Here is a 13,004-nt window from a genome sequence, read left to right as displayed (position 1 = left end):
TTAATGGTGCTAGCAAAGGAGTTTTGCATGTTCGTCGTCATTTTTGGGCGCTTATCCTGCCCGTTCTGTGTTCGCGCCAAACAGCTTGCTGAACAGTTAGAAGAACTCGGTAATATTGAAGGTTACCGTTATGTTGATATGCCCTCAGAAGGCGTGAGCAAAGAGGACATCGCAAAAACCGTTGGCAAACCCATTCATACGGTTCCTCAGGTGTTTGTTGACCAGCAGCATGTGGGTGGCTTCAGCGAGTTCGACCAGTTCGTGCGCGACCGCCAATTACTCAGCGCACCATCGACATCGTGAGCCACCGTTAATCCGCCGTTTAGCTGCGTTGAACCAAGACATTGCCACTTGCCTATACTTGAACCGATGTAACCCCAGACTCAAATGGGCCGACACGTTGGCAAGGAAGGCAGTATGCATCGCGAGGAGTTCATCCAGCAGCTATGGTTGGATTATGTCCATACACACCCCGACATTGGGGCGCTTCGCTTATGGCTCCTGTCCACCCCAGCAGATTATCTTACGCTGGTGACCCTAAACCATGGCGCCTTCTCAGCCCAAGCGCTAACACCAGCGCTTTCACACCTGGGCTATCGTCACGTTGGGCATTACGCCATGGCCGATAAAGGGCTTTTAATCTATCTGTTAGCGCCAGCGGACGGTGGCAGTTGGCTGGTACTCGCCGAGCTGCAAACAGGTACGCTTTCAAAATCTCCTCGAGAAGCTCTGCTCGCGATCGTACAACAAACCCATCCGCAGGACGCCAAGGGACAAAACTTGCTCTGCCGAGGTCGTCCTTGGCCAATGCCTTCCTGGGCGCTGTACCAGCAACTGCACGATGCGCACCCATTGGCCGCTTGGCTCGCCGTCATGGGGCCCAGGTTGCACCATGCAGGCTTTGATTGTGAAAAGTTGGGAAACTCCATTGAGATGCTCGACGAGCAGCTTCTACAAAGCGGCCTCAGCCAATTAGCCGGACAGCAGAACGGTGTATTTGGTGTTTCTAGCCTGCTTACCCACCGTTTTTATCCTGCTACGCCGCAAAAAGTAATTTTCAGCCAAGGCGATGAACACCGACTGTGCCTAGGCGGCTTGGCGATCGTCCAAAAGCATCTCGACAGTGATCATGAACGGGTAGCGGAATTATTGTTGCCCTTACACACCCGCTGTGAAATGGCGTAAACGCCGTTAAACGCTTACGCCTGGGTAATCCCCAAAACACACTTCGGCAGTTTAGCCTTCAACAAACGTCATTTCGGGTACATGATCCGGCACGATCAATTTACCCGCTGTTTTTTCGACAATTTCTTCAACGCTCACGCCGGGCGCCCGCTCTTTCAGAATGAAGGCCCCATCCTTGATTTCGAGGTAGGCAAGATCCGTCAATACGCGATTAATACAGCCGGCACCGGTCAGCGGAAGATTGCACTGCTCTAGCAGCTTGGATTCGCCGTGCTTAGACGCGTGGGTCATGGTGCAGATAATATTTTCCGCGCCAGCCACCAAATCCATGGCACCGCCCATGCCTTTGATTAGCTTACCGGGAATCATCCACGAGGCGATGTTACCGTTTTGATCCACCTCAAAGGCGCCTAAAACAGTAAGGTCAACGTGACCACCGCGAATCATGGCGAATGATTCTGCGGATGAAAAAATCGCCGCCCCTGGACGGGCCGTCACCGTTTGTTTCCCAGCGTTGATCATATCGGGATCAACTTCGTCTTCGGTGGGGTATCGCCCCATGCCCAGCAGCCCGTTTTCCGACTGAAGCATCACGTCCATGCCATCGGGAATATAGTTAGCCACCAAGGTCGGGATGCCAATGCCTAAGTTAACGTAAAAACCGTCTTCAAGTTCGCGGGCCACACGCTGGGCCATTTGTTCACGTGTCAATGCCATGGTCTGTACCTCATAGAGAATCGATTAAAAGCCGAAGCAACCGGGGTTATTCGCTAGGCCGCGTTAACTACGCACCGTGCGTTTTTCGATACGTTTTTCAAACGAGCCCTGAATGAGTCGGTCTACATAGATACCCGGCGTATGAATCTGACTGGGTTCCAAATCGCCTGGCTCGACGATCTCTTCAACTTCAACGACGGTAATTCTGCCTGCCGTTGCCACCATGGGATTAAAGTTTTGCGCCGTATGGCGATACATGACATTGCCGTAACGATCAGCTTTCCAGCCTTTTACAATGGCGAAATCGCCGGTGATGGCTTCTTCCAGAATATGCGGGCGGCCATTGAACTCGCGAACTTCTTTACCCTCACCAATGGGTGTGCCATAGCCGGTCGCGGTAAAAAACGCCGGAATCCCAGCACCACCAGCGCGCATTTTTTCCGCCAGGGAGCCCTGAGGCGTTAACACGACTTCGATTTCATCATTGAGCATTTGCTGCTCAAATAAGGCGTTCTCGCCTACGTAGGACGCTAAGATTTTGCGGATCTGACGATCTTCCAGCAGCAAGCCCAAACCAAACCCATCGACGCCACAGTTGTTTGATACAACGGTTAGATCTTTGACCTTGCGTCGTTTTATTTCCGCGATCAGGTTTTCGGGGATGCCGCACAGGCCAAAGCCGCCGGCCAATACGGTCATGCCGCTTTCAATGCCTTCCATCGCTTCTTCGTAGGAAGAAACTCGCTTATCGAATCCTGCCATTGTTATGCCTCGCCTTGTTGTCGATGAATTGTTGTCGGTGATACGCCAATGTCGCTAAGACCACGCTACGGTGCTACCTCGACTAACGCTACGTAGACTTCCTTCTAGCAGTGTTATGCCAGATAATATATTTGTTAAGTTTGTTTTTTTTATCAATATATTTATACAACTAATAAAAGAGTCGCCCATGACCGTGAAGCAATTACGCGCCTTCTTGGCCGTTGCCCAAACCCTGAGCTTTACCCAGGCCTGCGAGCGGCTTCATTTATCGCAGCCTGCCCTTAGTTTAGCCATAAAAGGACTGGAAGACGCTCTGGGGGGCAAGTTATTGCTGCGCAGCACGCGGAGCGTCCGGTTAACGCCCGAAGGCGAGTCCCTACTGCCATTGGCCAAGCATTTGCTGGCCCAGTGGGACAATACCGAAGAACGCCTGCGACAGCGCTTCACATTGCAACTGGGTAGGCTAAGTGTGGCCGCCATGCCTGCATTTGCCTGCAACTTGCTACCCGGTGCCTTAGTTAGATTTCGTCAACAATACCCCAAAATCAACGTGACCGTTCACGATGTCATCAACGAAGACGTTACCGACATGGTGCGCTCGCGCCAAGTAGAAATGGGCATCGCCTTCTCACCGGAAGGCAGCGGGAGCCTGTCTTTCACCCCATTATTCGAAGACCATTTTGTCGCCATTATTTCGCCAACCTCAGCGTTAAACCGATATACATCGCTATCATGGGAACAGCTGCTTAGCGAAGATTTTATGACCTTACAGCGCCCATCGATGGTTCGCCGCTTATTAGAACAAGCACTTGCTAAACAACATATTGATTTACCCGTCGCTTTTGAAAGCCATCAATTATCGACTGTCGGGCGCATGGTGGCGGAGGGCCTAGGGGTGAGCGCGGTACCCTCGATGTGCCTGCGCCAAATGCAGGCACTGGGCGCTCGCTGCTTGCCATTAACGTCGCCCACCATTGCCTGCCACGTTGGCATCCTAACCCAGCAAGAGCTCTCTGTGGCCGCTCATGCGCTGCGCGCTGTATTGATGGAAACGGTTCAAGCGCCCTACTTACCTGAGCATGAGGCTGGGCAGGGTTAGCAATATCCTTTAGCATTCATCAATACGCATTAGAAAGCTAAGGAAACGCGGTATGCCGATGTTGAAAGGGGTGGTTAGCGTCACCCTGTTAACGCTCAATACGCTTTTTTGGGGGATACCGCTGACGACGCTGACGCTGGTCAAACTCGTGACGCCCGCGGGTCGCCTCAGAAAAACCGTGCAAGAAGGGATTAACCGCGTTGCTCTGAACTGGATTGGCGGCAACTTATGGTGGATGCGCCGCTGGATCAAACCACGGCTGGATGCGTCTTTACCTGACAACCTGCGCCCCGATCAGTGGTGGTTGGTTATTTCTAACCACCGTAGCTGGACCGACATTTTCATGCTGCTGATGGTGCTGCATCGGCGGATCCCCATGCCACGTTTCTTTGTTAAACGGCAATTACTGTGGATCCCCGTTGTTGGCCTAGCCTTTTGGGCTCTCGAATTTCCCATTATGCGTCGCATCACCCGTGCGCAAATTGCCCAGAATCCGACGCTCGCAACCTTAGATAGAGAAGCCACTGAGCGCATGTGCGCACGCGCCCGTCAGGCCCCCATTGCCATATTTAATTTTGTGGAAGGTACCCGTTTCACCCCACACAAACATGCTCGGCAACAAAGCCCTTATCGCCACCTGCTTCGCCCCAAAGCGGGCGGAGTGGCCCAAGTACTCAACTTGCTGGGCGATCAACTCGACGGCATCCTCGACGTTACCTTGAGCTACGCCAACCCCAATCCCAGTTTTTGGGGCTTCTTATGCGGCCAGGAAGCACCGGTCACCTTACGGGCTCGCATCCTTGAGGTACCAAAATGGATGCTAACTGCTAACTATCACGCCGAAACGCAGCACAAGGAACAATTCCACACATGGATCAATGCGCTCTGGCAGGAAAAAGACGCTCAATTGGATGGTCAAATCGATCACGCATAAGCCAATGGCTGGGCGCTCTGATGGTAATGGGCGTACTGGCTGGCTGCGCGAATACACCAGCGTCTTCTCAACGGGTAGCGGCCCCGGCGGCGACACAAATCAGCGGCAACTGGGTTGCAGTTAAACGCGGCGATACGCTGGGGCAGTTAGCCAAACGCGCCAACGTCCCTCTTGAACGTTTGCAGCGTTTCAATCCAGGCGTCAAAGCCCGACACCTTGCCGTTGGGCAACGCTTGCTCGTCCCTACTCAGCAGGAACGCGCCCCGGCAAGCGGGCCATATCGCTATCAAATTCGCCCTGGCGATACCTTTTCGAGCCTGGCTCGTCACTTCGGCACCACGGCGTCTCGGCTGCAAAGCGCGAATGCCGGTATCTCAGCAACATCGCTGCGCGTTGGCCAACTGATCAATATTCCTGTGGGGTCGAGTCGTACCGCGACATCCAGCGCGCCTTCAGGTAAGCCCAGCACCCGCTCAGCTGCCAAACCGACGCCTAGCACGCCTTCATCGTCGCTACCTACATCTGCCAAACGCTGGCCCTGGCCGCTCGACGATTACCGTATCGTGCGTCGTTTTGGACCTGATAGCCGTGGCACACTTCAGCCCATGCTGCTGGCAACGCAGGCCGGCGCCAACGCAACCGCTGTGGCACCAGGCGAGGTTCGCTTTGCCAACAGCATGCGGCAACTTGAAAAAGTGGTAATTATTCACCATGCCGATAATTTGCAAAGCGTCTATGCCCTTTGTGAGCGGTTAACAGTGAAGCAAGGCGATCAGGTCACGGCGGGCGACCCCGTTTGCCAAATAGGCAAAAGTCGCGCGACCGGACGTTATGATCTGCTGTTTGATTTGCGTCAGGGTGGGAAACCTATCGATCCCCGGAAGGTATTAAACTGACAACGGCCCCGCTGCGAACGCCATAGCGGGGCTCATTTAATGGCTTACCGATTATCCACGGTAGTAGTTTGCCGCCACAAAAGGCGTTTTGCTAACCGTCATGGGCAATTGCTTGCCGCGAACCTCGGCATACACCGTGGTACCCGGGGCTTCAAAGTCCCGCGTGACATAGCCCATCGCCACGGGCTTACCTAGGGTAGGTCCAAAACTGCCCGAGGTTACCTGACCTATTTCATTACCCGCTTCGTCCACCAGCGAGGCGCCTTCACGCACCGGCGCGCGCCCCTCGGCGACCAAACCGACGCGTTTACGGCGATGGTCTTTGGCCTCGACTTGCTGAAGTATCAAATCCGCACCTGGGAATCCTCCCTCTCGTTCACCTCCGCGGCGGCGTGGTTTACTGATTGCCCAGATCAAACCGGCTTCAACGGGCGTGGTCGTCGTATCCATATCGTGGCCATAAAGACATAGGCCCGCCTCCAAACGCAGCGAATCTCGCGCCCCAAGCCCGATTGCCTCCACCTCGGGTTCAGACAGCAAGCGCTCGGCAAAGGCCTCAGTGGCATCGGCGGCCACCGAGATTTCAAAACCATCTTCTCCAGTGTAACCACTGCGGCTGATCCATACCTCTTGATCGGCCACTTTGAAACGCCCGTGCTGCATAAACACCAGTTGGCATGCGGCTGGGCAAATGCGCTGCATCACCTGGTGAGCACTGGGACCTTGTAGCGCCAACAACCCGCGATTCAGCGGCTCGATAGTGTGACTATTTCCCAAATGGGATCGTAGATGCGCAATGTCTTGCTCTTTACAGGCCGCATTGACCACCAGATAAAAATGATCCCCTGCATTAACGACCATCAGATCGTCAAGAATACCGCCTTCGGCACTGGTGAACAGACCATAACGTTGTGCACCTTCGGTCAATCCCGCCAAGTCAGCAGGGATCAACGTTTCTAATGCGCCAGCCACGTTTTCACCGTAGACGGCCACCTGCCCCATGTGCGAGACGTCAAATAGTCCGCATTGCTGACGTGTGTGCTCGTGCTCTTTTTTAACGCCCAGTGGATACTGAACAGGCATTTCGTAACCGGCAAAAGGCACCATCTTCGCCTCTAGTCGGCGATGCAGCGCGTGCAGTGGGGTTTGTTTTAACTCAGCCATTGTTCACTCCTTTACAAACAAGAGCGGGAAGCCACCCGAGTGCCTTCCCGACTCTGCTTAACGCATTGCTAGATGCGCATGCGCGCCTAGCAGATGCTATTGATCATGATCCAGTGCTTCGCCCGGCAACACGTCTTTGCCATCAAAATAGTCTTTGGTCAGCTTGAAGACGACGGGGGACAGCAGTGCCAAGGCAATCAAGTTGGGAATCGCCATCATGGCGTTGAAGGTATCCGCCATCAACCAGATAAAGCCCAACTGCGCCATCGCCCCCAGCGGAATCGCCAACACGAACAACACGCGGTACAACATAATCGAGCGCGTACCAAACAGGAACTGGAAGCATTTTTCGCCATAGAAAGACCAGCCCAGAATCGTAGTGAAGGCAAAAACAGCCAGGGCAACCGCGACGATTTGATTACCGAAACCGGGTAATGCCGCGTCAAACGAAAGCGCTGTCAACGACGCCCCCTCTTCGCCATCAATCCATACCGTTGAAGTAAGAATCACCAAGGCGGTAATCGTGCACACAACGATTGTGTCGATGAAGGTGCCTAACATGGCAATCAGCCCCTGGCGCACGGGGTTTTTGGTTTGCGCTGCGGCGTGGGCGATCGGCGCGCTGCCCAAGCCCGCTTCGTTGGAGAAAATCCCCCGCGCCACACCAAAGCGAATAGCGGCCATAACGGCAGCCCCTGCAAAACCACCGGCAGCAGCAACCGGATTAAAGGCGTAGTAGAAAATCAACCCGAAGGCTTCGCCAATCTGCCCGGCATTAACAATCAACACCAAAATGCCCGACACCACATATGCGATACCCATCACCGGCACCAGTTTACCCGCCACTTTGGCAATACGTTTGATACCACCAAGAATCACCGCGCCGGCTAGCACCATAATCACCACACCGGTAAGCCAGGTTGGCACACCAAAGGTGGTGTTCATGGCATCGGCAACCGAGTTTGACTGGACGGTGTTACCAATACCGAACGCCGCAACAGCACCGAAGAAAGCAAACAATACGCCTAGCCACATCCATTTTTTGCCGAGACCGTTTTTGATATAGAACATCGGCCCGCCAACATGGTAGCCGGTGCTATCAGTTTCACGGAAACGCACCGCCAGCAGTGCCTCGGCAAATTTCGTGGCCATGCCGACCAGTGCGGTAATCCACATCCAAAAAACAGCCCCGGGGCCCCCAAGCGCGATGGCAGTAGCCACCCCGGCAATATTGCCGGTTCCAATGGTCGCGGATAACGCTGTCATCAGCGCGTTGAAGGGGGATATTTCACCGTCTTTTTCGGTGCTCTTATCCTTGGCACCGCGCCCTTGCCACATTAGCTTGAAACCCATGCCCAGCTTCCTAATCGGCATCAGTTTCAAGCCAAGCTGCAGGTAGATCCCCACCCCTAACAGCAAGATGAGCATCAACGGGCCCCATACCACCCCGTTAATGGCTCCGAAAATACTGGTTAATGTGTCCACTCGCTATCTCCTTAACCCTGTCATGGTTTGTCTTATTTGAGGTAACGCCAATAGGCCCCTTGCCTATTCGTCAATTTATTCTGGCCATCAAACGTGGCTGTGTCACGACCCTTTCGCGAACTACAACCGACATTAGATCGTCATGTTTTACACCATAAGTTCGGTTGCTTGCCATGCTCTTGTCGTCTTAGTGCAGTTAATATCGCTATATTGTCAATTCACTACCCGATTATCCCCCATGCTCGATATAGACAGTCAATGCCCTCTATCAGTGAGACTCAAGAAGCTTGTTTCGTATCGGAAACACGTTACCATGCGACGTTAAACGCTTGCCGTGAATAGCGCCCATCGCCAAGCTGTCGAACAAGCGCTAACATGACGGCTCCACATCCGTTTCGTATAGGGAATCACCATGAGCAACCTTCCTGCCAACCTTCGTTACGCTGAGAGCCACGAATGGGTGCTTGATCATCAAGACGGTACGGTCACCATTGGCATTACCGACCATGCACAAGCCGCGCTTGGCGATGTCGTGTTTGTCGAGCTACCTGAAGTCGGCGCTACGCTAACCAAAGGCCAAGAGTTCGGCGTCATTGAGTCTGTTAAAGCCGCCTCTGACCTTTACTCTCCCGTTGAAGGCGAGGTCATCGAAATCAATGAGGCGCTGGAAGACGCACCTGAAACGGTCAATGACGCCCCCTATGAAGGCGGCTGGATAATGAAGGTACAGTTGAGCGACCGCTCACTTGACGGCCTGCTCGATGCCGACGCCTACCAAGCGACATTAAGCAGCGACACCTAATGTTAACGCCTGCCCCGCGGGCAGGCGTTGTCTTTTTGCACTGAACGGTTTTCTCATCACGTCCGGAATCCTCTCCATGCCTTTTGAAACACGCCGATTAGCCGAACTGGCTGACCACGATGCTTTTATCAAACGTCACAATGGCCCCAGCGCCGACGACGTATCCACCATGTTAAAAGCGCTCGACCTGCAGCGCATGGATGACCTGATCGAGCAAACCGTTCCCAGCGACATTCGCCTTGGCCGCGAACTCGCGCTTGACGAGCCCCGAAGCGAAGCCGAGGCCCTGGATTATTTAAGCCAGTTGGCACGCCAAAACCGTGTTGCCAAAAGTTATATTGGCCAAGGCTATTACGGCACTCACATGCCCGCGGTGATCCAGCGCAACGTCCTTGAGAACCCTGGCTGGTACACGGCGTATACGCCCTACCAGCCGGAGATATCCCAAGGCCGCCTGGAAGGATTGCTCAACTTCCAGCAGGTCGTCATGGATTTGACCGGTATGGAACTTGCCAACGCCTCGCTGTTGGACGAAGCCACAGCCGCCGCCGAGGCAATGGCGCTATGCAAGCGGGCCAACAAGAAAAATAAATCCAACGCCTTCTTTGTGGCCGATGATGTGTTCGCGCAAACCTTGGATGTGGTTAAAACCCGCGCCGATTGCTTTGGCTTTGAGCTAATTGTCGGACCGGCCGCGTCTCTCCCCGAACACGAGGTGTTTGGTGCGTTGCTCCAATATCCCACGGCCAGCGGCGAGATTAGTGATTTAGCACCACTGATAAACGCAGCCGCTGAACGTTCCATCATGACCTGTGTCGCCACCGACTTATTAAGCCTCGTGCTGCTTAAAGAGCCGGGCGCCATGGGGGCCGATATTGTGGTGGGAAACTCGCAGCGTTTCGGTGTGCCCATGGGCTTTGGTGGCCCCCACGCAGCATTCTTCGCCACCTCAGACAAGCTCAAACGCTCGATTCCAGGCCGAATTATTGGTGTTTCCAAAGATAGCCGAGGCAACACCGCGTTGCGTATGGCGATGCAAACGCGCGAGCAGCATATCCGCCGCGAGAAAGCCACGTCTAACATTTGTACCGCGCAAGCGCTGCTCGCCAACATTGCCGGCTTCTACGCCACATACCACGGCGCGGAGGGGCTGCGCACCATTGCTGGACGCGTTCACCGCCTGACCACACTGTTGGCGGAAGGCCTTCAGCAGGCAGGCATCACGCTCGCACACCACACTTGGTTCGATACGCTGCGTTTAACCCAGGTAGATGCGGGTAAAATCCATGGCCGCGCCATGACCCACGACATCAATCTGCACTACTTCGCCAACGGCGATGTGGGCATTAGCCTGGACGAAACCACCACCGCTCATGATGTCGCGCGACTTTTTGACGTGCTGCTATCTGATGAGCACGGGCTTTCGATTACAGCCCTTGACGAACAGGTGGTCACCAACCGCATCTCGGGGATTCCTGATGGCTACCGGCGCGAAAGCGATTTTCTGACGCATCCCACGTTTAAGCGCTACCGCAGCGAAACCGAGATGCTGCGTTACTTAAAGCGCCTGGAAAACAAAGATCTTTCCCTGGCCCACGCGATGATTCCGCTCGGCTCGTGCACCATGAAGCTCAACGCCACTAGCGAAATGATTCCGGTTTCCTGGCCCGCTTTTGCGCATCTTCACCCATTTGCGCCTCGCGATCAGGTGGCGGGCTACCATCAAATGATCGATGAGCTGGCGGCCTTCTTGGTCGAAGTGACCGGCTACGATCATATTTCCATGCAGCCTAATTCTGGTGCCCAAGGCGAATATGCGGGCCTTCTGGCGATTCGTCGTTACCAAGCCGCTCAAGGGGAAGCCCACCGCAAGGTGTGCTTAATCCCTAGCTCGGCCCACGGAACCAACCCCGCATCTGCCGCCATGTTGAGCATGGAAGTGGTAGTCGTTGAATGCGACCAGAACGGTAACATCGACCTAGACGACCTAACCCGCAAAGCCGAGCAGCATAGCGAGCGACTGTCTGCGGTGATGATCACCTACCCATCGACGCATGGCGTATTTGAATCCCATGTGCGGAAGGTGTGCGAAGTGGTTCATGAGCACGGTGGCCAGGTGTATGTCGACGGTGCCAACATGAACGCCCAGGTCGGGTTAACGCGCCCCGGCGATTTTGGCGGCGATGTTTCACACCTCAACCTGCACAAAACGTTCTGTATTCCTCACGGCGGTGGCGGGCCGGGCATGGGGCCCATTGGTGTCAAAGCCCACTTGGCCCCCTATGTCGCCAACCATGTTGTGACGCCCATTAACGGCGTCGATCCGACTAGCGGTGCGGTTGCCGCCGCCGCTTTCGGTAGCGCATCGATACTGCCTATTTCCTGGGCGTATATCAAAATGATGGGCGCGCGCGGGCTTCGCGAAGCCACCGAGTTGGCCATATTAAATGCCAACTACATTGCTAAGCGCCTGGAAGCCTCTTACCCGATTCTGTATCGCGGCGAGAACGACACTGTGGCCCACGAATGTATTATCGACATTCGCCCGCTTAAAAGTGCTTCGGGTATCAGTGAAGAAGATATTGCCAAGCGCTTGATGGATTACGGCTTCCACGCCCCGACCATGTCGTTCCCGGTACCGGGCACGCTGATGATTGAACCCACGGAATCCGAATCGCTATATGAAATCGACCGCTTCTGCGATGCGATGATTGCTATCCGGGAAGAGATCGCGCGAGTCGAAAGTGGTGATTGGCCGGTGGGCAACAACCCCTTGGTCAATGCCCCGCATACCCAGGCGGATCTCATCGACAGTGAGTGGCAACGCCCTTACGACCGTGAACTGGCTGCCTTCCCTACTGAGGCGGTTAAAGCATCCAAATACTGGCCGGCGGTGAACCGCGTCGATAACGTCTTTGGCGACCGCCAACTGATTTGTTCTTGCCCTAGTATCGACGAATACCGCGACGCGTAACGGCTTGATCGATTGCCAGACGCCTTGAGGCTTACTGCTTGCCAGCGAGCTTCAAGGCGTTTTTTCTTGCAAACGCTGCTGGTGAAAGCCATCCAATAGCTTTTCATAACGTTTGGGGAGCACGGAGTCACGACGGCGAAGCAAATACAGCACTTCATTAACCGCGTTTGGCAATGCAAGGGCTTTTACCTGGCGCTGCCACGGGGAGGTCTCCAGCACTAAACGAGATACCACCGTAAACCCCAGCCCACGCGCGACAGCGTCCAGTACCATGCTCACCTCATTGGTAAACCCCTGGTGTCGAAAATGCGTCATGGAACGAAAATCATCGGGGTAGTTGGCGCGTAATAGCGCATTGGCGTGATTGATACCATCGTAATAATTTAAGAACCCAATGCCCATTAAGTCGGTAAGCGTCCCTTCCACAAAGTCCGCGGGCACTACCAAACACAGCGGTTCCTGGTGCCATATATGACACTCCAGATCCGGATGGTTAACCGCTTCGGTGACAATCCCAATGTCGTAACGCCCTTCTAGTACGTCATTCACGATTTCGTGATTAAACGCGAAGCTATAACTGACCGTTAGATTAGGGTGCCTTTGCTGTTGCCCCAAAATATACGGATAAAACATTAATCCAACGCTGCCTGGGGAGGCAATACGGCATTCACCGCTATCGGTTAGATCGTCATCCAAGGCATGGCGAAACTGCTCGTGCTCGGCAAACAGCTTTAACGCGTAGTCGTAAGCGCGACGCCCCGACTCGGTTACCGTAAAGCCTCGGCCCCGGCGCTCCAACAAGGTCTTATTTAAGTAACGCTCCAACTTGCGAATGTGCTGGCTCACCCCCGGCTGCGTCATATCAAGCCGTTGGGCCGTGCGCGTAAAGCTGCCAGTTTCTACTAAAGTGATGTACGTTCGAAAGTATTGCGCATTAAACATGTTAGGCATCATCAGGTTAGCAATGACGTTTATCATACCACACT

At 54.3% G+C, this 13,004-nt stretch carries 12 protein-coding genes; 7 read left to right on the top strand and 5 right to left on the bottom strand.

Features of this window, described 5'->3' with window-relative positions:
- Nucleotides 1-27: 27 nt before the first annotated feature.
- Nucleotides 28-303 (top strand): GrxA family glutaredoxin, encoded by a 276-nt coding sequence (locus BLR97_RS02950; RefSeq protein ID WP_089702322.1) that lies wholly within the window; start codon nt 28-30, stop codon nt 301-303.
- Between the two features lie 114 nt (nt 304-417).
- Nucleotides 418-1,185, top strand: coding sequence for a VOC family protein (locus tag BLR97_RS02945; protein ID WP_089702320.1), 768 nt, complete (start codon nt 418-420; stop codon nt 1,183-1,185).
- A 51-nt stretch (nt 1,186-1,236) separates the two neighbouring features.
- Here the strand turns inward: BLR97_RS02945 and BLR97_RS02940 are convergent, their stop codons facing one another.
- Both BLR97_RS02940 and BLR97_RS02935 read right to left on the bottom strand, forming a co-directional pair.
- Nucleotides 1,237-1,902, bottom strand: coding sequence for a CoA transferase subunit B (locus tag BLR97_RS02940; RefSeq protein WP_089702318.1), 666 nt, complete (start codon nt 1,900-1,902; stop codon nt 1,237-1,239).
- Nucleotides 1,903-1,965: 63 nt separating this feature from the next.
- Nucleotides 1,966-2,664: a CoA transferase subunit A gene (locus BLR97_RS02935; protein ID WP_089702316.1), complete on the bottom strand. Its 699-nt coding sequence runs from the start codon at nt 2,662-2,664 to the stop codon at nt 1,966-1,968.
- A gap of 187 nt (nt 2,665-2,851) precedes the next feature.
- Here BLR97_RS02935 and BLR97_RS02930 point away from each other — a divergent pair, with 187 nt between their 5' ends.
- Genes BLR97_RS02930 through BLR97_RS02920 form a run of 3 tightly spaced genes read left to right on the top strand, consistent with a single transcriptional unit; the run spans nt 2,852 to nt 5,593 of the window.
- A complete protein-coding gene (locus BLR97_RS02930; protein WP_089702313.1) occupies nt 2,852-3,763 on the top strand; it encodes a LysR family transcriptional regulator in 912 nt (303 codons plus the stop codon).
- A 52-nt stretch (nt 3,764-3,815) separates the two neighbouring features.
- The gene (locus BLR97_RS02925; RefSeq protein ID WP_089702312.1) at nt 3,816-4,697 is read left to right on the top strand and encodes an acyltransferase; all 882 of its coding nucleotides are present in this window, start codon (nt 3,816-3,818) and stop codon (nt 4,695-4,697) included.
- 26 nt (nt 4,698-4,723) lie between these two features.
- On the top strand, nt 4,724-5,593 hold the full coding sequence (locus BLR97_RS02920; RefSeq protein WP_244511193.1) for a LysM peptidoglycan-binding domain-containing protein: 870 nt from the start codon (nt 4,724-4,726) through the stop codon (nt 5,591-5,593).
- Nucleotides 5,594-5,644: 51 nt separating this feature from the next.
- On the opposite strand, the gene gcvT is transcribed toward BLR97_RS02920, so the two are convergent.
- Nucleotides 5,645-6,757 (bottom strand): glycine cleavage system aminomethyltransferase GcvT, encoded by a 1,113-nt coding sequence (gcvT, locus tag BLR97_RS02915; RefSeq protein WP_089702308.1) that lies wholly within the window; start codon nt 6,755-6,757, stop codon nt 5,645-5,647.
- Between the two features lie 96 nt (nt 6,758-6,853).
- Nucleotides 6,854-8,242 (bottom strand): alanine/glycine:cation symporter family protein, encoded by a 1,389-nt coding sequence (locus tag BLR97_RS02910; RefSeq protein ID WP_089702306.1) that lies wholly within the window; start codon nt 8,240-8,242, stop codon nt 6,854-6,856.
- A 412-nt stretch (nt 8,243-8,654) separates the two neighbouring features.
- Here BLR97_RS02910 and gcvH point away from each other — a divergent pair, with 412 nt between their 5' ends.
- Both gcvH and gcvP read left to right on the top strand, forming a co-directional pair.
- A complete protein-coding gene (gcvH, locus tag BLR97_RS02905; RefSeq protein WP_089702304.1) occupies nt 8,655-9,044 on the top strand; it encodes a glycine cleavage system protein GcvH in 390 nt (129 codons plus the stop codon).
- Nucleotides 9,045-9,120: 76 nt separating this feature from the next.
- Nucleotides 9,121-12,018: an aminomethyl-transferring glycine dehydrogenase gene (gene gcvP / locus BLR97_RS02900; protein WP_089702302.1), complete on the top strand. Its 2,898-nt coding sequence runs from the start codon at nt 9,121-9,123 to the stop codon at nt 12,016-12,018.
- Between the two features lie 51 nt (nt 12,019-12,069).
- On the opposite strand, the gene BLR97_RS02895 is transcribed toward gcvP, so the two are convergent.
- The gene (locus BLR97_RS02895; protein ID WP_089702671.1) at nt 12,070-12,960 is read right to left on the bottom strand and encodes a LysR family transcriptional regulator; all 891 of its coding nucleotides are present in this window, start codon (nt 12,958-12,960) and stop codon (nt 12,070-12,072) included.
- Nucleotides 12,961-13,004 lie beyond the last annotated feature (44 nt).

It is taken from the genome of Vreelandella arcis (assembly GCF_900103865.1).
Taxonomy (GTDB): Bacteria; Pseudomonadota; Gammaproteobacteria; order Pseudomonadales; family Halomonadaceae; genus Vreelandella; species Vreelandella arcis.
This window is presented reverse-complemented; position numbering and strand designations above follow the sequence as displayed.

Bases quoted from the DNA above. Each gene is read 5' to 3' on its own strand.
- BLR97_RS02950 (WP_089702322.1), top strand. From the start codon at position 28: ATGTTCGTCGTCATTTTTGGGCGCTTATCCTGCCCGTTCTGTGTTCGC.
- BLR97_RS02945 (WP_089702320.1), top strand. From the start codon at position 418: ATGCATCGCGAGGAGTTCATCCAGCAGCTATGGTTGGATTATGTCCAT.
- BLR97_RS02940 (WP_089702318.1), bottom strand. From the start codon at position 1,902: ATGGCATTGACACGTGAACAAATGGCCCAGCGTGTGGCCCGCGAACTT.
- BLR97_RS02935 (WP_089702316.1), bottom strand. From the start codon at position 2,664: ATGGCAGGATTCGATAAGCGAGTTTCTTCCTACGAAGAAGCGATGGAA.
- BLR97_RS02930 (WP_089702313.1), top strand. From the start codon at position 2,852: ATGACCGTGAAGCAATTACGCGCCTTCTTGGCCGTTGCCCAAACCCTG.
- BLR97_RS02925 (WP_089702312.1), top strand. From the start codon at position 3,816: ATGCCGATGTTGAAAGGGGTGGTTAGCGTCACCCTGTTAACGCTCAAT.
- BLR97_RS02920 (WP_244511193.1), top strand. From the start codon at position 4,724: ATGGGCGTACTGGCTGGCTGCGCGAATACACCAGCGTCTTCTCAACGG.
- gcvT (WP_089702308.1), bottom strand. From the start codon at position 6,757: ATGGCTGAGTTAAAACAAACCCCACTGCACGCGCTGCATCGCCGACTA.
- gcvH (WP_089702304.1), top strand. From the start codon at position 8,655: ATGAGCAACCTTCCTGCCAACCTTCGTTACGCTGAGAGCCACGAATGG.
- gcvP (WP_089702302.1), top strand. From the start codon at position 9,121: ATGCCTTTTGAAACACGCCGATTAGCCGAACTGGCTGACCACGATGCT.
- BLR97_RS02895 (WP_089702671.1), bottom strand. From the start codon at position 12,960: ATGTTTAATGCGCAATACTTTCGAACGTACATCACTTTAGTAGAAACT.